This is a genomic window from Paraburkholderia sp. Ac-20336 (assembly GCF_017105025.1).
In the GTDB taxonomy this organism is placed as follows: Bacteria; Pseudomonadota; Gammaproteobacteria; order Burkholderiales; family Burkholderiaceae; genus Paraburkholderia.
The window spans coordinates 1-25042 of sequence record NZ_JAAGPS010000057.1 but is presented as its reverse complement, the minus strand read 5'-3'; the positions used below and the strand labels follow the sequence as shown (position 1 = coordinate 25042).

Annotated in this window: 23 protein-coding genes and 1 pseudogene; 6 read left to right on the top strand and 18 right to left on the bottom strand. The window is 60.7% G+C overall.

Features of this window, described 5'->3' with window-relative positions; translation table 11 throughout:
• Positions 1–74: 74 nt before the first annotated feature.
• The 6 genes from GXB81_RS17385 to GXB81_RS17360 all read right to left on the bottom strand — a co-directional run bounded on the left by GXB81_RS17385 (position 75) and on the right by GXB81_RS17360 (position 5804).
• Positions 75–215 carry a hypothetical protein gene (locus GXB81_RS17385; RefSeq protein ID WP_205989877.1) on the bottom strand — a complete coding sequence of 47 codons (141 nt, stop codon included), beginning with the start codon at positions 213–215 and terminating at the stop codon, positions 75–77.
• A gap of 66 nt (positions 216–281) precedes the next feature.
• Positions 282–1298 carry a polysaccharide lyase family 7 protein gene (locus GXB81_RS17380; protein WP_205989876.1) on the bottom strand — a complete coding sequence of 339 codons (1017 nt, stop codon included), beginning with the start codon at positions 1296–1298 and terminating at the stop codon, positions 282–284.
• Between the two features lie 447 nt (positions 1299–1745).
• Positions 1746–2429, bottom strand: a complete 684-nt coding sequence (locus tag GXB81_RS17375; protein WP_205989875.1) for a hypothetical protein — start codon at positions 2427–2429, stop codon at positions 1746–1748.
• A 588-nt stretch (positions 2430–3017) separates the two neighbouring features.
• Entirely contained in the window at positions 3018–4217 is a 1200-nt protein-coding gene (locus GXB81_RS17370) for an acyl-CoA dehydrogenase family protein (protein ID WP_205989874.1), read from the bottom strand.
• On the bottom strand, positions 4204–4767 hold the full coding sequence (locus tag GXB81_RS17365) for a flavin reductase family protein (RefSeq protein ID WP_205989873.1): 564 nt from the start codon (positions 4765–4767) through the stop codon (positions 4204–4206). Before GXB81_RS17365 ends, GXB81_RS17370 begins: the two co-directional genes overlap by 14 nt.
• Before the next feature lie 137 nt (positions 4768–4904).
• Positions 4905–5804: a VOC family protein gene (locus GXB81_RS17360; RefSeq protein WP_167044177.1), complete on the bottom strand. Its 900-nt coding sequence runs from the start codon at positions 5802–5804 to the stop codon at positions 4905–4907.
• 284 nt (positions 5805–6088) lie between these two features.
• On the opposite strand from GXB81_RS17360, the gene GXB81_RS17355 reads away from it, so the two are divergent.
• A complete protein-coding gene (locus GXB81_RS17355; RefSeq protein WP_167044180.1) occupies positions 6089–7831 on the top strand; it encodes a sigma-54-dependent Fis family transcriptional regulator in 1743 nt (580 codons plus the stop codon).
• Between the two features lie 32 nt (positions 7832–7863).
• Here GXB81_RS17355 and GXB81_RS17350 read toward each other — a convergent pair whose 3' ends face one another.
• The 8 genes from GXB81_RS17350 to GXB81_RS17315 form a co-directional block, all read right to left on the bottom strand.
• A complete protein-coding gene (locus tag GXB81_RS17350; protein ID WP_205989872.1) occupies positions 7864–8751 on the bottom strand; it encodes a crotonase/enoyl-CoA hydratase family protein in 888 nt (295 codons plus the stop codon).
• A gap of 102 nt (positions 8752–8853) precedes the next feature.
• Positions 8854–9789 carry an ROK family protein gene (locus GXB81_RS17345; protein WP_205989871.1) on the bottom strand — a complete coding sequence of 312 codons (936 nt, stop codon included), beginning with the start codon at positions 9787–9789 and terminating at the stop codon, positions 8854–8856.
• Positions 9786–10604, bottom strand: a complete 819-nt coding sequence (locus GXB81_RS17340) for an alpha/beta fold hydrolase (RefSeq protein ID WP_205989870.1) — start codon at positions 10602–10604, stop codon at positions 9786–9788. Before GXB81_RS17340 ends, GXB81_RS17345 begins: the two co-directional genes overlap by 4 nt.
• On the bottom strand, positions 10601–11434 hold the full coding sequence (locus GXB81_RS17335) for a sugar phosphate isomerase/epimerase family protein (protein WP_205989869.1): 834 nt from the start codon (positions 11432–11434) through the stop codon (positions 10601–10603). The genes GXB81_RS17340 and GXB81_RS17335 overlap by 4 nt, the downstream gene beginning before the upstream one ends.
• Complete coding sequence (locus GXB81_RS17330) at positions 11434–12507, bottom strand: Gfo/Idh/MocA family oxidoreductase (RefSeq protein WP_346777803.1); 1074 nt, start codon at positions 12505–12507, stop codon at positions 11434–11436. The genes GXB81_RS17335 and GXB81_RS17330 overlap by 1 nt, the downstream gene beginning before the upstream one ends.
• 109 nt (positions 12508–12616) lie before the next feature.
• Positions 12617–13375 (bottom strand): glucose 1-dehydrogenase, encoded by a 759-nt coding sequence (locus GXB81_RS17325; protein WP_205989867.1) that lies wholly within the window; start codon positions 13373–13375, stop codon positions 12617–12619.
• A 60-nt stretch (positions 13376–13435) separates the two neighbouring features.
• Entirely contained in the window at positions 13436–14218 is a 783-nt protein-coding gene (locus tag GXB81_RS17320; RefSeq protein WP_205989866.1) for an inositol monophosphatase family protein, read from the bottom strand.
• Positions 14219–14260: 42 nt separating this feature from the next.
• A complete protein-coding gene (locus GXB81_RS17315) occupies positions 14261–14686 on the bottom strand; it encodes an RbsD/FucU domain-containing protein (protein WP_205989865.1) in 426 nt (141 codons plus the stop codon).
• Positions 14687–14865: 179 nt separating this feature from the next.
• Here GXB81_RS17315 and GXB81_RS17310 point away from each other — a divergent pair, with 179 nt between their 5' ends.
• Entirely contained in the window at positions 14866–16422 is a 1557-nt protein-coding gene (locus GXB81_RS17310; protein ID WP_205989864.1) for an ROK family transcriptional regulator, read from the top strand.
• Here the strand turns inward: GXB81_RS17310 and GXB81_RS17305 are convergent.
• Positions 16419–17084, bottom strand: a complete 666-nt coding sequence (locus GXB81_RS17305) for a papain-like cysteine protease family protein (protein ID WP_205989863.1) — start codon at positions 17082–17084, stop codon at positions 16419–16421. The genes GXB81_RS17310 and GXB81_RS17305 overlap by 4 nt on opposite strands.
• A 41-nt stretch (positions 17085–17125) precedes the next feature.
• Positions 17126–18235 (bottom strand): alpha/beta fold hydrolase, encoded by a 1110-nt coding sequence (locus tag GXB81_RS17300; protein WP_205989862.1) that lies wholly within the window; start codon positions 18233–18235, stop codon positions 17126–17128.
• 669 nt (positions 18236–18904) lie between these two features.
• Here GXB81_RS17300 and GXB81_RS17295 point away from each other — a divergent pair.
• A complete protein-coding gene (locus GXB81_RS17295; protein WP_205989861.1) occupies positions 18905–19777 on the top strand; it encodes a hypothetical protein in 873 nt (290 codons plus the stop codon).
• Between the two features lie 93 nt (positions 19778–19870).
• Here the strand turns inward: GXB81_RS17295 and GXB81_RS17290 are convergent, their stop codons facing one another.
• Positions 19871–20680: an IclR family transcriptional regulator gene (locus tag GXB81_RS17290; protein ID WP_205989860.1), complete on the bottom strand. Its 810-nt coding sequence runs from the start codon at positions 20678–20680 to the stop codon at positions 19871–19873.
• A 250-nt stretch (positions 20681–20930) separates the two neighbouring features.
• Here GXB81_RS17290 and GXB81_RS17285 point away from each other — a divergent pair, with 250 nt between their 5' ends.
• Positions 20931–21836 (top strand): NAD(P)-dependent oxidoreductase, encoded by a 906-nt coding sequence (locus GXB81_RS17285; protein ID WP_205989859.1) that lies wholly within the window; start codon positions 20931–20933, stop codon positions 21834–21836.
• Between the two features lie 4 nt (positions 21837–21840).
• Here GXB81_RS17285 and GXB81_RS17280 read toward each other — a convergent pair whose 3' ends face one another.
• The gene (locus tag GXB81_RS17280; protein ID WP_205989858.1) at positions 21841–22896 is read right to left on the bottom strand and encodes a Gfo/Idh/MocA family oxidoreductase; all 1056 of its coding nucleotides are present in this window, start codon (positions 22894–22896) and stop codon (positions 21841–21843) included.
• Positions 22897–23105: 209 nt separating this feature from the next.
• On the opposite strand from GXB81_RS17280, the gene GXB81_RS17275 reads away from it, so the two are divergent.
• Both GXB81_RS17275 and GXB81_RS17270 read left to right on the top strand, forming a co-directional pair.
• Positions 23106–24413 (top strand): ABC transporter substrate-binding protein, encoded by a 1308-nt coding sequence (locus GXB81_RS17275; protein WP_205989857.1) that lies wholly within the window; start codon positions 23106–23108, stop codon positions 24411–24413.
• 157 nt (positions 24414–24570) lie between these two features.
• A pseudogene (locus GXB81_RS17270) lies at positions 24571–25042 on the top strand (shikimate dehydrogenase); the annotation flags it as partial.

Genomic DNA, 25042 nt, shown 5'->3' with positions numbered 1-25042 from the left:
ACGAAGTCGAGGCAGAAAAATAAATCGACCTCATAAGAAAATCATATGTCTGCCGAAGCCCCGTCCGGCGGGGCTTACAGCGGGTTTGACGGGGCGCACGCGAAGGCGCTGGAGAGGGCTGTCGGGATGCGTTCGAGCGCGCGCACGATCGTATTGACGATCGTGCGCGACGGAGAGACGGTGACGGCCGGCAGAAACGACGACGGATGCGGCATTGCTCCGCCGCTGCGCATTCGCAGATACTTGCAGCCCATCGGCCAACGGCGCGAGCTACGCGCCGTTCATTTCGTATGCGAGATGCCGAGCCCGTAGAGCGTCACGGCGCTGCCGCCCGCCGGGTCCTGGCAGTAGTTGCCCGACTTGAAGTACATATTGGCGTTGTTGAAGCTCGGGTCCAGCTGGATCGACTGGCTGTGCCCCGCGGCCGTGATATCGAGCTGACCGTTCGGCTTCATCTGCATGTCGTACGAGAACTTTTCGCCGGGTTTGACGCCGGTTGCGATCGTCACGTTATGGCGGCCCGCATTCGGCGAGTTCGAGTCCATCACGCTCGCGACGATGTTGCCCTTGTCCCAATGCAGTTCGACGGGCGGACGCGGCTTACCGCTCGACACCTGCTGGTGGATCTGGCCGAACACGACGTCGCCGTCGGGCGGCAGCTTGTCGACCGAGACCGTTCCGCTGAGCGTCGACGTACCGCTCGACATCTTCCAGGTGCCATTTTCCGAGAGTTCGGAACGCGGGAAATTCGAATTCGCGGTATGGGCGCCACCGCCCGGCGGCACCGTCAGCGTGATCGAACCGTTGCCGTTGTGCTGGAAATACTGGCTGTTGTAATTGCCGAGCTGGCCGCCGCTGATCGTATCCACGTGGCCGTTGCTGCCGCTCGGCAATTGCAGGCTGCCGAAGCCCGACAGGTCGACCGAGGACGGTCCACCGCCGGCTCCGTTCACGCCGCTCGGCGACGTCGTGCCTACCGACGGGGCACTGGCCGGCGGTGTACCTCCGGAGCCTGCGCTCGCGGGCGCGGGTGCGGGCGCAGGCGGCGAGAAACCGCCGCCGGAAGGTGCGGGAACCGACGGCCCGCCCGCACCGCCGACCGAGGGCGCGCCACCGCCACTGCCATCACCGCCGCTGCCGTTCTGGTTCTGGTACGTCTGGTTCAGGATCTGCAGGATTTCCTGCAGCAATTCCAACATCAGTTGCTCCTGGCCGGCATTGCCGGCGCCGAAGCTACCTGTATCCAGACCATTCAGCGAACCGGCCTGGTACGGGTTCTGAATCGCCAGATTGGACATGGTCGACACTCCAAGAATTGAGTCCGTTTGAGAAGCACCGTTCGCGTGATCGCCCGTGAGGGCTTATAACGGTCTGTAAACCACGATCACTGTATGCGGAGCGTCGGAGCATTCCGGCTCGCATCCGAAGTTTCGTCGCGTGGGGCGAAATGAATGGTTGGGTGGGGGGCGGCGGGATGGGGACCGGTGCGGCGGCTTTTTTTGGGTAAGCGAGAACTCGAAGACGTCTGTCGCGCAATCCTACGATTTGAGTTGCGATGCAACGCGCGACGACAATTTTCCCGATTTGCACACGAAGCTAATAGTTTTGCTTCTTTGGACCATCGGGATACAGCCGTTCAAAACTAACGCCCAAGGTCTTGCTAGCCTTCTTGATATCCTTTTTGGATGAGCCCATGTAGTCTAAGTCGACAGTGGACATATCGGCCTTTTTGCGCTTCATCTCCTTCACGAATTGGCCCGAGTACTCGCGAGGTGGCGCATAGTGTCCACTTTGATCGGTGATTGCGACAATCCGCCCTTCCTCCACCTTGAAGGAACCTGCCGCTGCGACTGGATTGCCTGACAAGAATGCGGAATGGTGTGTGACCTTTCGTGATGGCGCAGCGAACACACGTCCACGTCCATCCATGACAAAAAGATAATGGTCCGCTGGATTGGTGGCCCTTTAGTACTTAGACGCTCCATCTCTCCACTCGCTTCCTGGTATAAGTGACCGTCCTTGACCTGCACCAGAAATTTCGCACTTTCTTTCTCCGAGAGATAAGGAACTGCTGAGCCGACAAGCGCATTATTCAAATCCTTTTCCAGTCCGGTCTTGCGCATTCCCACTGTTTGATATTTCTCGGAAGAGCTGGAAGGCTTTTTGGGGGGGGCCTCCAGCCCACCGGCAAGCTTCTCGCGGGACGTCGGAACACCGACCAATCGGGCCGTCGACAAGACCAGGGAAGAAATAGCCGGTCTTGGCGGGCGCGCTTTGACCAGCTTCCGATGTCTGCCTATTTGCGAAAGATCTGATAGCGGGCCCGCTGTCTTCGAGGTTGCGGCCGGACTTGGCTGCTCTCGTTTGTCTATCTGGCGCGTTTCCGTGCCAAATCCCATTCCCTTGATGATATTGCTGGTCAGTTTCATTCGATCCACCGCCGGTTAGAGCCAAAACCTTGATAAACGTTACTCAGGAACGGCGATACGTTGTTGGTGCTCTCCCACATGTGAAATTCCACGGCTGCAGTCTCACATAGTCGTCCGCCGTTCGCGCCTGCGGAGATACTCCCGACAATGCAGCGGAAACGTTTGCGGATCTTATGCCGGGAGGAGTACGAGTGGAAATGATCGATCGAACCTCGTTCGAGATATTCCGTTGATGCGAAGCATGTTTCAGAAAAACGAAATGACTATTGCCAAAGCAGGTGACTCGGTACAAATTGCGTAAGCCCCCTTAGCCAGCACTCTGGTTATCAAAACGGGGCACTTTTCAACAAACTGCCAGATCGTGGGCTGAAGCTTGCCCTGTGTCCTGCTGGACTCCCAGTCCCCCGAAACTGAGCCAGGAGCAGGGCGCGCCGATCTCTCAAACGATGTCGAACTTCTGAAGCTCCTCCGGTCGCTTCGGTGCGAATATCACGCGTGCCCTCGTTCACTCATGCCACCGCGTTCACCTCTCGCGGACGCCCCGGCAAACCGCGCCCATAGCGCGGCTTTTCCGGGGCGTGTCTGGTACTACTGCGCTTCCGGCAAACCGAACAGGAATGGCGGAACACCCTGGCCAAGCAGATACCCGCCAAGCACACCCGCCGTATCGTCTTCGTTCTGGGTAATATGGTTGGCAGCGACCAGCATGGCGCGCATCCACAATTGCGCCGGGTTGCTCAGCGCAACCGCGCGCGCACTGAGCTTCTTCCACAGCATGAGCGAAGCATCGAGGCAATCCTTGCCGCAGCGCTGAATTTCAAGGGCGTGATAGACGCGATCGTTCAGAGGCACCAACTCGCCTTGGCTAACGTGAGCCGATGCGTCCGCATAGACCTGCGCGAGGCGTGCCTGTGCCGAGCGGACCAGCAATGCGGCGTTGCCGAGCTTGTCCTTCACGTACGGGTTCTGTGCCGCGCCCCCCGGCCCCATGACATTCTGGCGCGACGTCATCTGTTCGATGTACAGATCGATCATGCCGCGTGCGTAGCCGATGATGACCGACGACACCGCCCCATAGAAAACCTGGCTGAACGGGTACAGATACGGCTCCGGCCGGTTGGATTTCCGATAGTCGACGATGCTGTGCGAACGATAATCCGGCACGAATGCCTCGCCCTTGATACGCACGCTCTTACTCCCGGTACCGCCGAGTCCGACGACATGCCAGTCGTCGATAATCTCGTAGTCGTCGCGCGACACGAGGAAGGCGCGGTGATCGCGAGGATTGCCTTTTTCGTCGAACGCAAACGCACCCAGCATGGCACCGCCTTCGGCGTGATCGCACCCACTGGAGGTTCGCCATTCGCCGCTCACGAGCCATCCGCCTTCCACCCGGCGACATTTCCCGAACGGAGCATAAGACGAAGCGACCAGGATATTCGGGTCCGTTGCCCACAATGCTTCCCCCGCGCGCGGGTCCATCGTACCGAACTCCCACTGGTGGACACCCAGAATCATCATGTTCCACGCGCTGGATGGGCACCCTCTACCAAGTTCCATCAGTACCCTGGAGAATACGCCCGGGTCCATTTCCCATCCCCCCCAGCGCCTCGGTTGCAGTATCTTGAAGAAACCGGCCTGCCTGAAGGCCTCGATCGTCTCTGCTGGCACACTGCGCGCCTGTTCTACTTCAGCGGCGCTGGCACGTAGTGCAGGAATCATTGCGTTGGCGCGCGCAACCAGTTCCTTCACCGACGGCGCGTAAATCATTTCGTTAGCGACATTCATTTCCTTCCTTCTCCTTAACACTCGAATCGTCGACAAGCGCGCTGAACTGCCCGTGCGCGTACACGAGCGGCGCTGTGTCGACTTCTCCTACAACGACACTCTCCACGTCGCAAATCAAAATGGAATGCGTGCCTGCCTGGACCATCTCGGCTATGTGGCACTGGAAACTCGCCAGTGCGCCGGACAATGCCGGCACCTTGCCTTTCCACATACTCGTCGCGAATCGATCCGGCCCGCTGACATCCGGCACCATCCCTGCAAAACGTCGAGCGATATCCACGTCGCTCGCGGACAGCACGTTCACGCATAGAGCACGCGCCTTTTCGAAGGCCGTATACGTGGACACCTTGCGGTTCACGCAAGCCAGCAGGCGCGGCGGCTCCGCGGACAACGAGGTCACGGCCGTCGCCGTCAACCCGACCGGCATCCCGTCCAGATCGGACGTCAGCACACAAACGCCGGCTGCCAGGCGGCGCATTCCCTGTCGGAAGCAATCCGGCAACGTATCGATGCGCGGCACCGGCGTTTTCGCTAGCGCAGTTTCAGCCATATTCTGTATTCCTGAATTGAAGAACCGATCCGTTATTCGTGATGCACGGACCGCACCGTGTCACTCGCACGGTGCGCTGCACGGAATACCTTTGGTGGAATCGCGTCGTCGTGACAGTCTGCCCGAACGCGAACCGCTTACACGGACATGGCCGGAGGCCGATGGCCCCAGTCGCTCAGCTGACTGTAGTTTTTCACTTCCCACGCAAGGTCGTCGATGACGACACCGCCATAGCCATACTCGAGTCCGAAACCCGACGGCGTCTGGACGTAAAAGGAGAACATCTGGTCATTGGGATGATGTCCCAATCCCGCGTGGATCGTCAGACCGGCATTCAGGCAGCGGTCATAGGCCATACCCACATCGTCGATGCTCTGCACCTCAAGCAGCACGTGGTGCAGCCGCTTCGGGAAAGGCATGGATGCTGTGGCCAGCGAATGATGGCGCCCCGTTCGCGTGTGAAAAAAAGTCGCATCGATCATCACACCGGGCATGGTATGCGAATCGCGAATCGTGTCGCTGATACGAAGGCCGAGCACGTTCTTATAGAAGTCGAGCGACCTAACGTAGTCTTTCGAAACGGGCAGGATATGTCCCATGCCGAGGCGTCCCGTCTCGAATCCCGCTCCCTTTAGTCGCGCCGAGTGAAACGGCGCAGAACCCGGGGCATAGGTCGGGCCGCAATAAAATTCATGGACGAAGCCATTCGGGTCGTCGCAACAGAAGACACGCTCCACCTGCCGGCTCGCGGCAAGGTCCTTGCCGCCATCGCGGACCGGAAGACCCGTGCTCTTCAGTCGCGTGATGTAGGCATGCAACTCGTCCTCCGTATCGAACTGCCAGCCTGCCGCGGCAATGTCGTCGTCGCGCCCCTCCTCCAGCAGGATGCGCTGCGCGTACTCGTCCATACGCAAGCCAAGTGAACCGGAATTTCGCTGGCCCGCCATCAGGCCAAGCACGTCAACTGCAAAATCCTCCCATTTCCTCAAATTGCTCACCTGGAACACGGTGTATCCCAGGCTTGAAAGCTCCGACATGATTACTGCTCCTTCAAGGGGTTTCTTGCGCAGCCACTATCGCGCCGCCGGATCTATCAAGCAATCATCATGCCATCACAAAAATGATGCGTCGCATCATTTCTCATTTTCCGTTAAAACTATGAAAAAATATAAAACTTAGAACATCGATAATGCTGCATTGCAATATAAAACCACAAATCGGTCGCGGTTGATTTTTCGCGGTACCTGAAAAAAAATGATGCCCCACTGCAAAATTTTTAACCTCCTTTGGCAGGCCGCCCGGCAAGCCAAGGGAGACATCGATGCCGAAAGCACTCAGCCGCATGGACTTCCCCGATATCGCACTACTCAAAGACAAGCTCCATTTCAATCCCGAGCGGGCGCAGATCTATCTGGGCAAGCAGCGCATGATCATGATGCATCTCGCCGCGCTCAACGATTTGCGCGGCGAACTGATTGCCTCACTCGGCAGTTATTCCGCCAGAGCGATCCTGACTCGCATCGGGTTTTCTTCAGGCACACGCGACGCGGAGACAGCACTACAACTTCATGCACCGGGCGCCGCTATATTCGATTTGCTGGCGCGAGGCCCGCAGCTTCATGCGCTACAGGGGGTCGCCCTCTCCAAGCTGATCAGCGCGGACCTGGACGTGACGCAAGGGCGCTGCCGTCTGGAATTCCTGTGGGAACATTCATTCGAAGACGAAGACCACCGACTGTCGCATAGCTTCAGTTCGACGCCCGCATGCTGGCTACAGACCGGATACGCAAGCGGCTTCCTGAGCGCCTGCATGGGGAAGCTGATCCTCGTGCGGGAAATCGGCTGTCGGGCAATGGGGCACGACGTGTGCCATGTCATCGCCCAGCCGGCAAGCGAATGGGCCGATCCGGAGACGGAGCTGCAGTTCCTGAACGCGCCAGTCATGGATCATGTGCCTGATTTCAAGGCAAAGGAAAGAAGAGAAAAGCGACGCGTGGCGGCACTCCCGCATGAACAGTCCAAGGGTAAGTCGGAGATAGTTGGCATGTCGCCGGCTTTCCAGGCTGTTGTCCAGAAGATCAACCGTGTGGCACCAACCGGGGCGACCGCACTGTTGCTGGGGGAAAGCGGCGTCGGCAAGAGCGCTTTGGCCCGCCTGCTGCACGAGCGGAGTCACCGGGCGGCGCAGCAGTTCGTGGCCATAAACTGCGCGGCCATTCCCGAGAGCTTGATGGAAGCCGAACTGTTTGGTGTGGAGCGCGGCGCTTTCACCGGTGCCGAGGCCGCCCGTGCAGGGCGTTTCGAACTCGCCGAGAATGGCACTCTGTTTCTGGATGAGATCGCGACCCTGCCGCTTACCGCGCAAGGCAAATTGCTGCGCGTACTGGAAACGGGAGAGTTCGAACGCCTCGGCAGCGGCACGGCCCGGCACGCTGACGTTCGCATCATTGCCGCAACCAACGAGGATCTTTGGGGCGCCGTGCGTGCAGGCCATTTCCGGGAAGACCTGTTCTTCCGCCTATATGTTTTCCCGATTCAGATTCCGCCGCTGCGGCAACGCAAGGAAGATATCCCGGTGCTTATTGCGCACTTCGTCGAGCGCTATTCGAAGGCCTACGACCGCCAGGTCCACGGACTCGCGCCGGAAGCCATGGCCACGCTGCTCTCGTACCCCTGGCCCGGCAATATCCGTGAGCTTTCGAATGTCCTCGAGCGTGCAATCATTCTCAGCGACAACGACCGGCCGCTCGACCTTTCACATGTCATTACGATGAAGGAGCTTTCGCGCGAGCGTACGCAAACGGATCACATCGTGTCGATTCCTTCGGAAAAGAGCACCGCAGAAGCGGCTCCCGCTTTGCATCGGGACGAGGCGGAACCGGATCACTCGGCAATCGTGAGCGAACTCATGCGCCGCCATGGCGTCACTCTCGCTCAGATGGAAAGGACGATGGTCAGCGCCGCGGTCGATCAGGCCGGAGGTAATGCCTCACGGGCAGCCGCGATTCTCGGCATCACACGCGGTCAGTTGGCGTACCGAAGAAAACAGCTCGCACCTTCGTAATACGCCCCTGCCCACTGCCTACCCTACCGGACCTACCCGTTTTCGAAAAAATTCGTAGACCCCATTTGCAAACTGGACGAGCGCCGGTTTTGCATGACGACGAGACGCTCCATGAAGGCGAGATCTTTCTCCTTGATATCGAAGGCGGCTTCGACCCAGTCTTCAGTAATCGCCAGCAATTCCGCACGACACAACGGCAACACGCGTTGGCGCGCGCGTATCATGGCGCGAATGCCGTTCAGTTTCGGGCGCAGTTTGTCGATGAAGGTATGCATCGCGGCTTGGGCATCGCCCGGCTTGAATACCTGATCGACGAGCCCCTTCTCCGCATGCCATTGCGCTGTATGCGACTCGCCTCCGACGATCAGCTCTTCGGCGAGCAGCATGCCTGCCTTGCGAGCGACGAGCGAATACCCGCCCATACCGGGAAAGAGATTGAACGCGATTTCCGGGAACCCCATTTGTACGTCGCGCTGAGCGAGCAGGAAATGATGTGCAAGCGCTGCCTCGAACCCTCCGCCAAGTGCGGTTCCTTCGACCATCGCAAGCGAAATGGCCCCGGTATCGAACCCTCGCGCTGCTGCATACACGCAGTCGACGCAGGCCTGTGCGTAGGCCATCAGCTCCTGGCGTTTTCCCATGCGAATCGCTTTCGCCAGGAAATCGAGGTCCCCGCCGACATTGAACATCGTCGGAACCTTTGAGCCGGTGACCCAGAAGTCGATCGGCACATCGGATTCCCGGGCGGCCTGGGCGAGTTCGAGAATTTCACGCACGAGTTCGACATTGAAGCAGGGGCGCGGCCGCGGGTGCAACATCACCCACAGGATGTTGCGCCCCTCCTCGTAGCAAGCGGAGATTTGCGATAGATTGCCTGTTTTTTTGAATTGCCGATACGCGTTCTTCTGAGGCATATTCATTTTGAATTTCTCTTTCAAAATAGAAATATGGATTAAGCAACGCACACTCAAAAACTGCAATCCTGCTTAGCACCTCCAACCATTCGGGAATCTATTTTCTACCTATAGCGTAGCCATGCCCCCCGCGATGATCGCGGATGCCCCATGCAAAACGGCGGTCCAGCCGTGCCGGGACCAGCGCACATCCAACGTGCGTCCCGTCTCCGCCATCGGCACGAAACGGCCGATGAGTTCGGTCAACGCTTCCCGCGGATAGCCGGCCATATCCATGATTCCGCCACCGAGAAGAATCACAGACGGCGACATCATCGCAATGGCCGCGCCCACCGCCATCGCCTGATATCCGACGAAGCGCGACAGCTCTTTCTCCAACGAAGAATCGAACCCCGATGCCTGGAATACACCGTCAATGGACACGCCGTTACGCTCGGCAATAGCTTGCAGCGCACGCCCGGATGCATAGGCTTCGAGGCAGTCCGGTCGCACGCCCTCGGGCACAGGACCTTGCGCGCAAAACGGCATCAGACCGATTTCCAGCGCCCAGCCGCCGCCGCGAAACGGCTTGCCGTCATTCACGTAAGCCGCACCGATCCCGGTGCCGAAGAAGATGCCGAGAACATCATTTGCATCCCCAACAATGCCCGCTCGCGTCTCGCCCAGCAGGGCCAATACCGCGTCACGCTCAAGGAGAACGGTGCAGCCGACGAGCCGCGCAAGCTCGGTACCCAGCCGCCGGCCATCGAGACTCCCGATGTTCGCGGCATGCAGAACGCGATCGCCATCCCGGTCGATAAATCCCGGCACGGCGGCGACTATCGTCTGTGGCGCGATGCCTGTCTCCGCGATCACATTCCCGACCATTCGTGCCAGTGCTTGCACAGGATCCCCCGCTCTGAGCGCATCGCTCGAAAAGAGCTTGCGATAAGCCAGCGGTTGGCCGCCACATGCGTAGCCAAACTTGACGTTCGTACCACCGATATCGATCACGAGAATGGATGCGCCGTCTGGTGTCTGCAAGCTCTTTGTGGCCTGTGTCATGACGTGCTCCGCATCGGCATCAGAAACTCGCGCAACGCCCGTTCCATCCCGGCGAGGTACTCGTTGCGACTTACAGATTTCGACGTCACGATCCTCAACGTCGAACCCGGAATCAGGTCGGCCAGCGTCTGCGCCATTTCCACTGGATGCACATAATCCTGGCCGTTGGCAACGACGAGCGTCGGCAAATCGAGCCCGCCGATATCGCTGCGTTGAACGTCCAGCCCCTGTGCGGGAATGCGACTCAACAGCGCAATGGTCGACTCCGGATCGGCCCGCGTGAAAAAGCCACGCATCGATGCCGCGTTATCGGTCGAGACTACTTCGATCTCTTGCAAACGCTCGCCGGCTTCGAGTCGCATCAAACCCTCGCGGGCCCCATGTTTCGCGAGAAGATCGGCCACGTCGCGATAGATCTGCAGTTGCTCGGGACCCGCCGTGTCCACCCACGCCGGCCGCGCAAGAATCAGCGCGGCCGCGCGTTCGGGGCGCGACACCGCGATGCGCAACGCCACAGCCGCGCCAAGCGATATGCCGCCGACGACCGCGCGCCCGATGCCAAGATGATCCAGAAGGGCCACGGCATCATCGGCAAACTGTGCGATCGACAATGCCGTGACGCTCCCTAACGCGGAAAGACCGTGGCCGCGACATTCGAGCGTGATGCGGCGAATGCCGTCGATCGCGGGAAAAACCTCTGCCGGTTGCCTGCGGTCCGCGCCCAACCCGTGCTGCCACAACACCGGCAGACCCTCGCCCTCATCCACGAATGCCAGCCTGCATCCATCCGCCGTTTCAAAGTAGCGGCCAGTCATCGCGCGCAGTCCTGAATGATTGACGACAGATACGATGCCACGCCGGGCGCATCGGACTCTTCGAAGTTGTGGCCGACGAGCGGACCATCGTAGCCAACCGCTTTCATCCGGGCGACGAATGCCGGAAGATCGACGGCGCCCTGGCCTGCGGGAACGACGGTGCCATGACGGTCTATATCCTTCGCATGCACGAGAAACAGGCTGCCCCCGAGCAGTTCCGCAGCCTCCGCAACGATCTCGTTCTGCCGGGGCTGCGCCTCGGGCGGAAGAAGATTGGCGGCGTCGAGCACAATGCCAAGACGCGTCGAACCCATCTCATCGAGTATCCTGCGCGCGAGCCTCGCATCTGCAATCACGTTGCCCGGTTCCGGCTCGATACCGAGCACGAGATCGAATGCCTCGGCAAGTGCCAGCGCAAAATCGAGTTCACCGCGAAGGGTATGCCATGCCTCGTCAGAGCGGTTGTCGGGATGAGCGCGCCACATATTCGAGGTATCGCGCGATCCGGTGCACAAGGTCACCAGCGAGACGCCCATCTCGCGCGCTGCCCGCATCACGTTTTCGAACCCGGCTCTGTCGCGTTGTCGTTGTGCAGGGTCTGGATACGCCATGTTGTAGGTACCCGATAACGCGCACAGCGTCAGGCCCGCTTCCCTGGCGCTTTGGGCAATACGCTCCCCCATGCCGGACGGAAACGCGTCGGGCAATGCCGCAAAACCCGCACATGAAAGGTTGAACTGCGCGGCGGAGAACCCGTCGGCACGTATCCGCGCGAACAGATCGCCGGGGTATTTCGCGGCGTACGTCCGGGCAAAAACGCCTGGCGTCATCACAACGCACCCCCGACTTCATCGAGGGCGACCGGCGCTCCGCTATGCACCGATTGCGCAATCGCGACCATTGCCCGGATCGACGCAACACCATCGTCGATATCGGCGCCTCGTGCCGCGACGCCATTCAGCACCGTATCCGCGAACCCTTCGATCTGGCGTCGATAGAAATGCCCATCGGCTCCCAGCACGCGCGTGGTCGTCTCATTACGCTCGTGAAAAATCTCGACGTCGCTCGCCTTGTAGTACCAGGGGTTATAGATTTTCGCGGTCGCGCTACCGTGCTCGCCGTAGATCTGAAACCCTTCGTGCCAGTCCATGCGAACCGCGATGGTCAAATCCAGATGCCCCAGCGTGCCGTTTTCGAAATCGACGTCCACGAACCAGCAATAAGCGCCGAATTTCTCTCGCAGCCTCGCATCGACCGCGCGAATCGGGCCGCCGAGATAGCGCGCGAGATCGACGAGATGGCTGCCGTGCGCCAGCATGAAATACCGTTGCCTGTCGGCTTTGGGGTCGCCTTGCGGACGCAGCACGCGCGTGCCCTGGCGTGGCATGGGTTGAATCGCGTCCGTGTTGGTATAGCGATGCGTCGAATCGCAGTACCAGGCCTTGAGCGCCAGCATCTCGCCCATTTCATCCTGCACGAATGCCTTCGCCGATTCGATGCCGGGATCGAAGCGTAGCATGTGGCCGATTTGCAGAACCTTGCCCGAACGTCGAACTTCCAGAGCGAGCTGCTCGACCTCCTCGACCGAAACGCCGATGGGTTTCTCGCACAGCACGTGCTTGCCCGCAGCAAGTGCCTTCAGTGACGCGGGTACGTGGAACGCATCGGACGTACCGATCACGACGGCGTCCACCTCCGGGTCCGCGAGCATCTCGTCATAGTCGAGATAGATCTTCTGCGCGTCGTAGAACTGGCCGAAATGTCGCGCGAGACCTTCGTCGACATCGCACACCGCAAACAACGTGGCGTTGCGCGCTTTCTGCACGGACTCGAAGTGTGCAAACTGCGAAATCGGTCCACAGCCCAATATGCCGATACGCAATTGCCTTTCATCCTTTCTCACAGCGTTCTCCATCGGTGTCCCGCACCGAATAAACAGTAATCCTGAACTTAATGAATCAGGCACATCGATGCAGGCGGACGCCGTTCTCACGGCGTCCGTGGGCCCCACATCACACGGCGGTCCAGCCGCCGTCGATCTTTAGCGTGGCGCCGGTCATCATCGCAGCCGCATTCGAGGCGAGAAACACGACCGGTTCCGCCACGTTCTCCGGTTCGCCGATCTGGCGCAGCGGAATTCGCGCAAGCAGTGAATTGCGCGTGGCTTCGTTCTCGAGCCAGCCTTTGGTGCTGTCCGTCCGGATGAACGTGGGAGCAACGGCGTTGACGCGGATGTGATGCTGCGCCCATTCGACGGCGAGACATTGCGTCATATGAATCATCGCGGCTTTCGTCATGCAGTAGATCGACTCGCCATCGAGAGCGACGAACCCGGCCTGCGATGCAATGTTGATGATCGACCCGCGACCGCGCGTTGCCATCTTGCGCGCGGCGGCCTGAGAGGCGAAAAAAGCCCCCTTGACGTTCAGATCGAACATCGCGTCATAGTCGCCGGTCTTGACCTCCATGGCGGGCGCCGGGCGGCTGTGACCTGCGTTATTGACCAGCACGGACAGCGGACCCAGTTCCGTCTCTACCATCGACACGGCCTGCTCGATCGACTCGATCGACATCATGTCCATCTGCACTGCGACCGCGTTGATGCCGGCATCGCGCAATGCTTGCGCCTCGTCGGCGCCGGCCTGCATGTCGCGGCAGCCGAGCGCCACGGCTGCGCCCGCTTCGCCAAGGGCCTTCGCGCACGCGCGGCCGATTCCTCGTGTTGCGCCCGTGACAAGAGCAATTTCCCCCTTCAATGCAAAGGGGTTCACCGAATTCTCCTGCACTGTTCCTCTCCTTGATAAAACGACCGGATGCATTCCACGCTTTGGCTATACGCTCAGCACGGTTTCGAGCCAGCCACGCAGTCCCGGCGTGCAGGCAACGACCTGATTGCCCCGCGTGAGACATTCTTTCGTGAGGAAGTCATTGACCCATCCGCCCGCTTCTTCGACGAGCAGGACGGCTGCCGCCGCATCCCATGAGTTGATATGCAGTTCGCAGTAGGCATCCTGCCGCCCCATGGCCACATAGGCGATGCCGAGCGCGCCGGAGCCGCGCCGCTTCACGCCCGCGCCCAGCGAATGTAGCTTCTCCAGAACCTTGGCATAAGGCTCGAACGGAACGCGCGACGACCACCCGAGTTCGACGACGGACTGACGTATGTCCGCAATCGCGCTGACCTTGATGGGCTGCCCATTCATGGTGGCGCCGTGCCCTTTGCGCGCGGCAAACAACTCGTCGAGCATCGGGTCGTACAGCACGCCGATCTCCGTCTTGCCATGCTGGACAAATGCAATCGACACGCAGAAATAAGGCACGCCGCGCGCGAAATCGGCCGTTCCGTCGATCGGGTCGACGATCCACACGCGATCGCCGGCTTCGCCGCCACTCTCTTCGCCGAAAAAGCCGTCGTCGGGAAACGAGGCGGCCAGTCGCGCAGCAATCAGTCGCTCGACTTCTCCGTCCGTTTCGGTCAGATAGTCCTGAGGACCTTTGAACTTGAAATTCAATGCATCGTCGCGCGCAAGGAAACGCCTGCGGATCAACTGCCCCGCCTCTCTGGCAATCGCACACGCGGCCAGAAACCGCAAATTTATCAACGCATCAGTCATAAAGTCCTCCGTTTAACCGGCATGCTGTCTTTCGTTTGCCGCTCACAGCGGCAAGGTGCCTTTGCGCAACAGCATATTCCCGTACACGCGCGCCTCGCCAGTCACGACGATGGCTACCGCTTTCGCGGCCCGCGCCTTGAACTCGGCCGCCGGCAACGAATCGACCCCGAGATGCGGCGCGTGGGTGTTCGCAATCGAAATGAAATCGCTCATGACCGGCAGGATTTCGGCCGGCTGGTTGCGTACCTCCATGCGGGTGATCGTCTGCGCGCCTTTGTCGAGCGGTAAAACCGAAAGAATGGCGTCGAGTACACGCGGACCGTCGGCGCCGTCCTGCCGGATGATTTGCGGACCGGCGCTCAACACCGGGTAGTTGCGATCGACGATCGCAATATCCTCGCCGTGCCCCATGGCACGCAGCACCGCAAGCAGTTCCGGGCCGAGAAGCGGGTCGATATTCCTGAGCATGTTGTTTCCTGTCAAACGTTGAGATGGACGAAATACGTCGGCGGCAGCCACGCATCGGCAGCGAGATTGCACTCTATTTGTTTGTATTTTAAACAAATATAAAAATCGATGTATTCGGGGTTAACGCGCTTATTTTTGTCATATACATACATTTGAAATGCGATAAGGATGCGTCTAGAATGCAAAAAATTGGACAGGATCGCACGATGCAGCCTCCTCAATCACTCCGCTCAGCCATTACCGGGATCGAAGCCGGCAGCAAGGCCGCCAGGCTGCGCAGCGTCCTGCCCGACATCGAGCAGCGCCTGAGCGCCGGCGCGCGCATTTCAGACGTCGTGAAGGTGCTGAACGAAAATGGGCTCGCCATCACCACCGCGACGTTGAAGAGCTACCTGTACAGGTTTCGCAAAGCCGCGCGGGAGAAGCAGTTCGATCCTCACTCGGCACGGCCGGCGGCCGTGCCCGGAGACTGGACCACCCCTGCCCCGTCTTCGCGCGTGGACAGCCCAACGCCCGAGGCGGCGCCACAGGAAACCGCCTCGACAACCCCCATGCTGCTGCGTCACATCAATACGGCGCGATGTCTGCGACAGCTTGAGCGCGGCGTCACGCTCAGTCGTGCGGATCTTTCGCGAGAGTTGGGTCTGACGCGTGCAACGATTGGACACGCCGTCAAGGAGTTGATCGACTCGGGGCTGGTTGTCGAAACGTCCGACCGCGTGGAGGGCGGCCGGCCTGGCCGGCCAGGATCAGGGATACGCTTGAATCCGCAGGGCGCCTACGCCATCGGAATCGATATCTCCAGCCTCAACCTGACGGCGGTGATGGTCGATCTGGAAATGCGCATCGCGCATCGGCTCAGCGATTCCATCGAGGCTCATGCGGACAACGTCGAACGCGTGGTCGAGCAGATCGCGAACCTGTCCGCACGTCTTCTGCAGGAGAGCGGCGTCGAGCCGAGCCGCGTTCAGGGCCTGTGCGTTTCGGTGCCGGGACTCGTCGATCGTGGCGGCCGCGTGGTCATCGCGCCGTTCCTGCGCTGGCGCGATGTGCCGTTGAAACAGATACTGTCCGCACGCAGCGATCTGGCGTGGCCCATCACGGTTTGCAACGACGCTGTCGCCTTTGCGAACGCCGAACGCACGATGGCTCGCGAGCAGGATGCGCAAAACATGCTGCTGATTCTGCTGACCGAAGGTCTCGGTGGCGCGATCGTTCAGCAGGGACGCATCCTCGAAGGTGCGCGTGGCTACGCGGGCGAACTGGGGCATATGGTGATGGGGGCGACTCCGGGCGCGATCGCGTCGCACACGTTCGAACTGCTCGCGGGCTATGAACGTTTCCGCGCGTTCCTGCCGAAAGATCAGAGTTTCGAGCGCGGTCTCGAATGGCTAGCACGCACGGACCATACCGGCCGCACACCTGCACTCGAAGAAACATTTGATGAATGGGCGAACGTCCTGACAACGGGCATCCTGAATCTTGTCTATGTGCTGGACCCCGGAAAGATCGTCCTTGGCGGACCGTTGAGCATAGTGTTCCCTCGCGTCGAACAGAGGGTGAAACGGGCGCTGGCGAGCAACCTCATGCACGGCTTCACGGCGCCGCCGATCTACATCACACGGCTCGGCGTGGACGGAGCCGCTATCGGCGCCGCTTCCGTCGTCAGGAACCAGCTATTTGCGTTGCCGAGCCTGAATGGTTCCGGTGCGGGTAGTGATCTTCGAGACTTTTAGCTTTGCGCTGAAGATAAAGACGATTGGCCGATTAGCCTTCGCCCGCTTCCGGCGATCATCGTATACGGATCACTCCAATCAAGGAACGCGTTGAATTGTTCAAGCGTTTTTGTACAGCGAGGTCCGCTCCACGGATCGTGGTACACAACAGTTTCATCGGAAGCACCGATCAATACAATGCAGTGATCGACGACATCGCCCGGCAGTCTGCCCATACATATGATGGGCCCGTGCCTATCAAGCGCCTTGCAAAGAGGACCGTTTTGCCAGCTTGCCTTGCATTCGGCCCTTCGAGCCGTCGGCAACCGAACGTGAGTGGGCTGCAGGCCTTTCTCTTTTATCTGGGCGATAATGCCACTGACGGTAAGACCGGAAAGTATGCCTCGGGGATTTTTCGCCAGATCATTCGTCGTCTTGCCGTGATACGCAAGAAGCATGTTGACACTTGCATCACCACACAAATTGATGTGCTGCTGATGAACGAATGGCACATCGAGAAAAACGTACTCCTCCATCAAATTTTTGCGTTGCATGGATTTCAATCCCTGAAGCGCCTGAGGCGTATTCGCACGTACGTCAAAAGGGCGCGAAATCAACACCGGCCCATTCGGTTCTGTGCTCTTGAAATCAAGCAGTTTCGCAGCGATTCCATGCAATTTCATTTTATATTATCGGAAAATTTTCACGCGTTATTAATTCATTATTAGCTAACCTGAATATAATCCTTGAGGTAGCTGAAGTCCTCGATGAATTGATCCTGTTCGCTGACCTGCGGTGCATCGTGACGCTGTGACGATACGGCAGGCTGAGCCGGTCGAGTGGGCGCGGAAGGCAGAAACGCTTGCTGGATTGCGCTGAACTGGCCGCGCATGACGACATTACTTTCGTCATGCGCGGCATCGACCTGACTGCCGGACACGTCGAATCCACGCGTGAGCAAGCGTTCCCGTAGCAACTCACCTTCCCTGCCCAATCCGTCGCTATCGGTCATCATCACGACCTTCGTACCTGCCGGTTGACCCTGGAGATTCTTCTCCACGCTCAGCGCGCCAACGGACTGCTTGGCGAGTTGCCCCGGGATAGCACCTATTTTTGGAAAGTGAGCACGCACCCCTTTAGACGTGCTTGGCATCGGCCGATCCAGGACGAGTCCGCCCAGGCTGAGCCCCTCCGACCGTGCTTTGGTAGCAAGATGTGCTGCAACGGGGCCACCCATTGAGTAACCGTGTACCAACACATTTTCCGCCGGAACATTCATCGTATGCGTCAAGTGATCGAGCATCGCCTCAGCATCCTGATAGAGGCCTTTCTCACTGGGCGTTCCTTCGCTGGCACCAAAGCCACGATAGTTTATCGCGAGGACATCGACTCCATTTTCTCGGTACTTATCCGCGATATCCGGTACTTGCATCTCTGCCGGCTCCCCTGATCCGGACAGGACCAAGGCGACTTTTCCGGCTTTCTCGTCAGAGGTCGCTTTATAAAGGTGCCCGGCCAATTCCCCGGCATTCCCCTTGATCTTCACCGGTTCGATCTGCCCGGTGGCAATTCCCACTCGAATTTTCCTTTGTTGCCAAGGTTCGAGCGTTTTGCGATCAGTCGCGTTGCCGAATACCTGATTCGCCATGAACTTCTTCAACCCGGTAGAAGGGCGATCCGGCGATGCGTGCAACTGATTTCGCGATGCGAGACCATCCAGAATCCCACCGGTTTGTTTCCCGCCGCGCTCCGTCGCAGCGGGAGCACTGTTGGGAACATCGGCAAGGCGACTTCTTACGATTGCAGTTGGGTTGAGACCGAAAATTTTTGGCATGAACCTGCTCCTTACAGCCCATATCAGGGCACGCACCATGCCTTGATAACGCATGTATGTCGGACACCTCGCCCGAGTATCCGCCGCATGCGCCTGGCAATGGCCCGCTAACGCGAAGCGGTGTGCAGATTTACGCACAGACGCCAATAGTGTTTAAAAAATACACAGTGGCCACTCATTCGTATTCCTACGCCGACGCGGCGATGTGGTCAAGGTGCCATGGTGGAGCGGTGACAAAAACGATTCAGTCATCCGAACCCGCGCTCGGCCAACAACGCGTTATCGGAACCCCGCAGACGTTCGTGATCTGCGCAAGAGCTTCGCGTCGAGTCATGTCTGGGGTGAAGCGTGCATTAAAGTCAACGTGAAACAATACGATTGTTCCGTGCGCTAGTCTGCGCGTTACTTCTCTCCAACCTTGCCGGAGAATACGTCATGCCAATAATCCGACTGTCACCATCAGGCGGGCCCATAGGTCACGCTGCCTCTCCGGTCAGGCCTGAAAGTCATCCAAAGTCGGATGTCACTCAACCTACGACTCTAGAGGGGGTATTGTCGGAGCTCATGAGCCGGCCGCCCCAGCCGCGCACCTCGCGAAAAATAGCGCTTCCCAAACGCGACCCCAGCAGCAACGGTCCAAGCGCCATCCGGGCCGAGATGGCGGGGTACTTGTTCCTCCGTGCGGCAAAAAGACAACATGTAGAAGGTGCTGACCTTGCCGATCTGGAAAATGGACAGAAAGCACTTGAACTGACCCGCGAAGCGTTAAATCACGGCCGTGGCAATGTCAAAAGCGACTCACAAGCGGCCATCGTCCGCACGGCTGCCGCTCGAACGCTCCAGGCCAGGCAAATACCCGCAGGAGCGGCGTTCGAACAGCTATTCGGAGGCCGGACTGGCTCCGCTGCCAAAACCGGAGAGATATCGGCAACTGCGATGTTCACGGGAGCGGGAAATTGCGGTGAACATTCCGAGGTCGCTGCGGCGATGCTTAGCACTGTCATGGAACCTGATCAGAGCGCTCAACGGGTGACTGACTTCCGTAATGACCATGCGTGGACGGAACTCGCCCGTGATCCGGCGTCAGCACAGCGACATCCTGGTAATGTGGTGATTGATCCGTGGGCGGATGGACCGGCAATCTTCGCGGAAGACGGTAAATACTCCAGTGAGATGCACCCTGTCGTGATTGCGTCTTATAGTTCACTCGAGGCGAAGGGTATCTTGGCCGAGGCCCAAAAAGGCGTTGCGGCCCTGGCTGGGTTCACATCGCCTTCAGAAGCAGTCAATGAAACTTACGCACGGAATCTCAGGCCCGGTGCGCCAGAGTGGACTCCCGAGCCCGTGCTGGACCAATACTCAGCGAGTTACGACCTCTATCACCTGGAGAAGTCCGGAGATAAGGAGACGATCGGACTGCGCAAAGAGATCCTGGCTGCTGGCGTCGCGAGGTCTTTGGGGGCGAACGTCGCCAACGCCGCGGCAATCGCGCCTGAGATCATCAAGGAGGCTTATACGCTGAGTGGCAAAAAAATCACCTGAAAAATCAGAGATGGGCCCGGAAATTCGGTCAGATTGGTCTTTACCGCTGGAGCGGTTCACTTCAACGGAACTCAAGGTGAATTGCCCGGCGGCTTACGTTCGATCGGCACCGGCCACGGTACTCTGCTTGAAATATCGCGAAGTCAGCGTGGCCGCGCCCATATCCGTTGCGGCTTCGAGCAAATGCGGCGCGAGCTCTTTCAGACGCGACTCCGGCAAGCGAGTACTCGGACCCGCGAGGCTCACGATGCCCACGACCTCATGAGTAACGGGATTGCGCACCGCCGCCGCAATCGACGTCATACCGGCCTCGTAGGTCTCGATAGCGACACCGTAACCGCGCTGGCGCGCGCCGTTCAGGTCCTTCAGGAATTGCTGGATCGTTTTCGGCGCACGCGGCGCGTTCCGCGTTTTCGCGCCGAGCCCGCCCTGCCTCGACACCAGTTCGATCGCGCGCTCGTCCGGCAGGGTGGCAAGCCACGCCTGGCCGCTGGCCGTGCAATGCAGCGGCGGGTTGCTGCCCATGTCCGGGTCGTAGCGCAAGCCCGACTTCGCTCCCTGCGCCTTGCCGACGAAGGTAAGGTGATCGCCCTCCACCACGCCAAGCCGCGCCAGTTCGCCCGATGCCTCGGCCAGCCGGTCCAGTACCGGCTGCGAAATGTCGAACACCCCGCTCGTCGAGAGATAGATCAACGCCAGTGAAACGAGCTTCATGGCAAGCAGATACTCGCCATGCTCTTCGTCCTGGCGCACGAAGCCCTCGTCGATCAGCATCGAGAGGAGCCGGTGCGTGCCGCTGCGCGGAATGTTCAGCGTGTCCGCAATCGTGGCCAGCGGCATGCGGCCGCCATTCTTCGCCAACAGTTCGAGCACGGCCAGCGCACGCTCAAGATTCCCTGCCATTTAGCTTTCTCATCGTTATCGTAATAGCCAAATGAGAACACAATTCCACACTGGAATTCAAGCAGATTCGCATGGGCGTGCTCGCGGTCAATGCCCTGGATTTACGGTCACAAACCGCCCTCTCGTGACGTGCGCTCCCGAGCAGCACCATCGCGCAGATTTGTGGAATTAATTTTCTATATGGAATAGTATTCAACAAATACGGCTCAGCAAAAATTTGTGACATGATGAACAACATGGAGACAGGACAATGCGGGTACTGATCACGGGCGGCAGCGGTTTTCTGGGAGCGTGGATCATGAAGCGGCTGCTGGCGCGCGGCATGGACTGCGTCGCGTTCGACCTGCGCGCGAACGCGCGGCTCATCGAGACGCTGTCGCCCGAGCGCGCGGCCTCGGTGCAGTGGCGCACCGGCGATATCGCCAGCGCGGACGACACCGCCCGTGCGCTCGAAGGCTGCGACGCGGCCATTCATCTCGCGGGCATCCTCACGCCCGATTGCGCGGTGAATCCCGTGCGCGGCGCACAGATCAACCTGCTCGGCACGCTGAACGTGTTCGATGCCGCACGCGCGGCGGGTATACGCCGCGTGCTCTACGCGAGCAGCGCGGGCGTGTTCGGCCCCGACGACGGCGCGACGCCGCTGCCGCAAACGCACTATGGCGCCTTCAAGCTCGCCTGCGAAGGCTCCGCCCGCGCGTACTGGCACGACCACGGCATCGCGAGCATCGGCTTCCGGCCGCTCGTGGTCTACGGCGCGGGGCGCGAATCGGGCTCGAGCGCGGGACCGAGCCTCGCCTGCCGCGCGGCCGCGCGCGGCGAACGCTATACGATTCCGTTCGGCGGCTCGACGGGCCTCATCTTCGCCGACGATGTCGCCGCGGCCTACGAAACAGCGCTGCTGCACGACTTCGAGGGCGCGCACGCGTTCACGCTGGCGGGCGAGATAACGTCGATCAGCACGTTAATCGACAGGATCACGGCCATCGTTCCGGGTGCGCAGATCGATGCGAGCGGGCCGCCGCTGCCGATCGCCAGTGCGTTTCCCCATGATCCCGCGCTCGCGCGCCTGCTGCCCGGCCTGCCGCAAACCTCGCTCGAAGACGGCCTGCGCGAGACCGTGGCGTTCTATCGCCACGGTCATCAGCCATCCTGAGTATTTATCGCCGCACGGCTTCAGCGAGATCGAGCGCAATGGGCGCGCGTGCCGCGGCCGCCTGGTGCACCGCCAGTGTCGCCGCGAGCGTGCGCGCGCCGTCGTCCACGGCGCACACCGGCGCCTCCTCGCCTGCGATCACCGCGGCGAAGTGGCGCAATTGCTCGTGATACGGATCGCCCGCATGCGGCGTGCTGCGCTCCACCGTCAACGGCTCGTGCCAGCCCTTGCCGCTGCGGTATTCCCACACGTCGAGCTGCGGCAGCGTGAGCGACGCGTCCGTGCCGATCAGGAAGTGCGCGTTCTCCTGCTGACGCGGGTAATGCGCGGCCTCACCCGCCACGAGGTCCCAGTTCCACGGCGCGGCCGCCGTGTCGGACACGACGAGCGTGCCAAGCGCGCCGCTCGCGAAACGCAGCAGCACGGCAGCCGTATCTTCCACCGCGAAACCGCGCACGCCGCTCGACGTCTGCGCCTGCACCTCGACGATCTCGCCGAACAGAAACCGCATGATGTCGATGTCGTGAATCAGGTTGATGAGCACGGGACCGCCGCCGGTCTCGCGGCGCCACTGCACGCCGAAGTAGCCGTCGGGCTTGTAGAAGGTGGCAAGCGCGTTGGCCGCCACCGGCTTGCCGAGCCGCCCCGACTGCACGATCTCGCGCGCGCGGCGCAGGATCGGATTGTGGCGGCGATGGTGGCCCACCAGCAACGGCACGTTCGCCTCGCGCGCGGCGCGGTCCAGCCGCAGTGCGTCCTCCACGCGATCGGCGACGGGCTTTTCGAGCAACGCCGGCACGCCGCGCGCGACGCACGTGAGACCGACATCCACATGCGTCGCGTTCGGCGTGGCGACGATAGCGCCTTCGGGGCGCACTTCGTCGAGCAGCGCCGCGTAGTCGGCAAACCAGCGCAGCCCTTCGGCACGCGCGAACTGCTCCGCGGCCGGCGATGGGTCCGCGATCGCCACCACTTGCGCATGCGGATGCAGCCGCGCGCGCTCTACATGCATCCGGCCGATCGCACCCGCGCCGATCACCGCCATACGTCTCCTTGCCATTGCGCATCTCTCCTTGCTTCGGTTGAACAGATCGGCACCGGAGCGCCGCTACGGGTGATTACCCCGATACCTTGAAATTCTCTTTAATTGTTGAATACTATTCCACTTTGAATCAAGATTCACTTTGGCTTTTTTCGGGCACAGCCGTTTTGCGCGATGTGCCGACCACAACGAAGCAGGCCCTTCAAACGGGGCAGGAGCGGAGACACATGACGGACAAGCACTCACAGGACACCCACCTTTCGGCCCCCGAAACGTCGACGGCAGAAACGCCGCCCGCCTCGGCGATCTCGCGGCGCGCGTGGCTCGCCACGGCCGGCAAGGCACTCGCGGGCGGTGCCGCGGTGCTCGCGGCGCCCGCCTTCGTGCGCGCGCAGGGCGAGCAGCCGCTCAAGCTCGGTCTGCTGATGGCCAAGCAGGGCGTGTGGACAGAACAGGGGGAAGTGATCGCCAACGGCGTAAAGCTCGCACTCGACCAGGCCGGCAACCAGGCGCGCGGCCGCCGCGTCGACCTCGTCTGGTACGACGAACCGAATCCGCAGTCGGCGCAGCAGAACATGCAGAAGCTCGTCGAAGAGGACAAGGCGGTCGCCGTGATCGGCGGCACGAACAGCGGCACGTCGCTGGCCATGTCGTCGGTCGCAATGCGCACCAAAACGCCCTATATCGCGCCCAATGCCGCCGCGCGCGAGCTGACCGGCAGCAGTTGCAATCCGTACACCTTCCGCGTGCTGAGTCCGACGCCCGTGACCTGCCGCGCGCTCGCGCCGTCGCTGCTCGCGATCGGCAAGAAATGGCACTTCCTCGTGGCGAACTACGCGTATGGGCAGGACATCCAGCGCTCGATGTCGGACCTGCTCAAGCAGTCGGGCGGCACGATCGTCGGCGCGGACGTCACGCCGCTGAACACCACCGACTTCAGCGCGTTCATCCTCAAGATCCGCCAGTCGAAGCCCGATGTCGTGCTGCTCGGCCTGCCCGGCGGCGACCTCTCCACGTTCCTCAAGCAGTACGCCGAAATGGGCATGAAGAACCAGATTCCGGTGGCCTGCCCGATCATCGGCGACTCCGACCTCTGGTCGATCAGCGTCGACGCCGCAACCGGCTACTACGGCAAACCGTGGCACTTCAGCTCGCCCGACCACTCGCCCGAGGAAATCGCCTTCATCAAGCAGTACACCGCGAAGTACGGCAAGCCGCCCGCCGACAAGGCATGGATCGGCTGGTTCACCATGCGCTCGCTGCTCAAGGCCGTGAACGAGGCGAAGAGCACCTCGGGCCCGGACATCGTGCAGAGCCTCGAAACGGTGCAACTGGGCGACAGCATGGGCCCCGCGTATTTCCGTCCGTGGGATCATCAGCTTCTGCGGCGCTGGACCGTGTTCAAGGTGAAGGACCACATCACCGACAAGTGGGACTGGCTCAACCAGGTCTCGGTGGTGCCGAAGAACCCGACCGACCTCGACCGGCTCTACGGCACCCGCCAGGAAATCGGCTGCACGATGGCTGCCCGCTGACGCCGCCCGCCAACGCCATTGCGCCGCAACGGCGGCGCTTCGGGGGCACGACCCATGCAAGCCGCGCGAGCTCCCTGAAGCAGCACGCGCTCGCGCACGCAAGACCGCCCGGCATCGTGCACGATGATGCCAGCACAACCCAGGAGATGAAATCAGCATGACTTCCCCCTCTTCCACGCCCGCCGAGGCCGTCGCGGCCACACCGGTTTCGCTCGACGAAGGCCTGAGCGGCGCCACGCGCGTCTACTACATCGTCGGCGATCCGATCGCGCAGGTGCGTTCGCCCAAAGGCGTGACGGCAGCAATGCGCGAAGCGGGCCGCGACGCGCTCGTGGTGCCCGCGCACGTCGCGCCGGCCGATCTCGCCGCGTTCTTCGCGGGCGTTGCGTGCATGCGCAATGTCGACGGCGTCATCATCACCGTGCCGCACAAGTTCAGCGCGACGGAATTCTGCGCGAGCCTTTCTGACCAGGCGGCGTTCCTCGGCGCGGTGAACACCTTGCGCCGCACGCCCGACGGCGGCTGGCACGGCGACATGTTCGACGGCGCCGGCTTTGTCGCCGCACTCGCCGACGAAGGCTGCGACCTGCGCGGCAAGCGCGCGCTGCTGGTGGGCGCGGGCGGCGCCA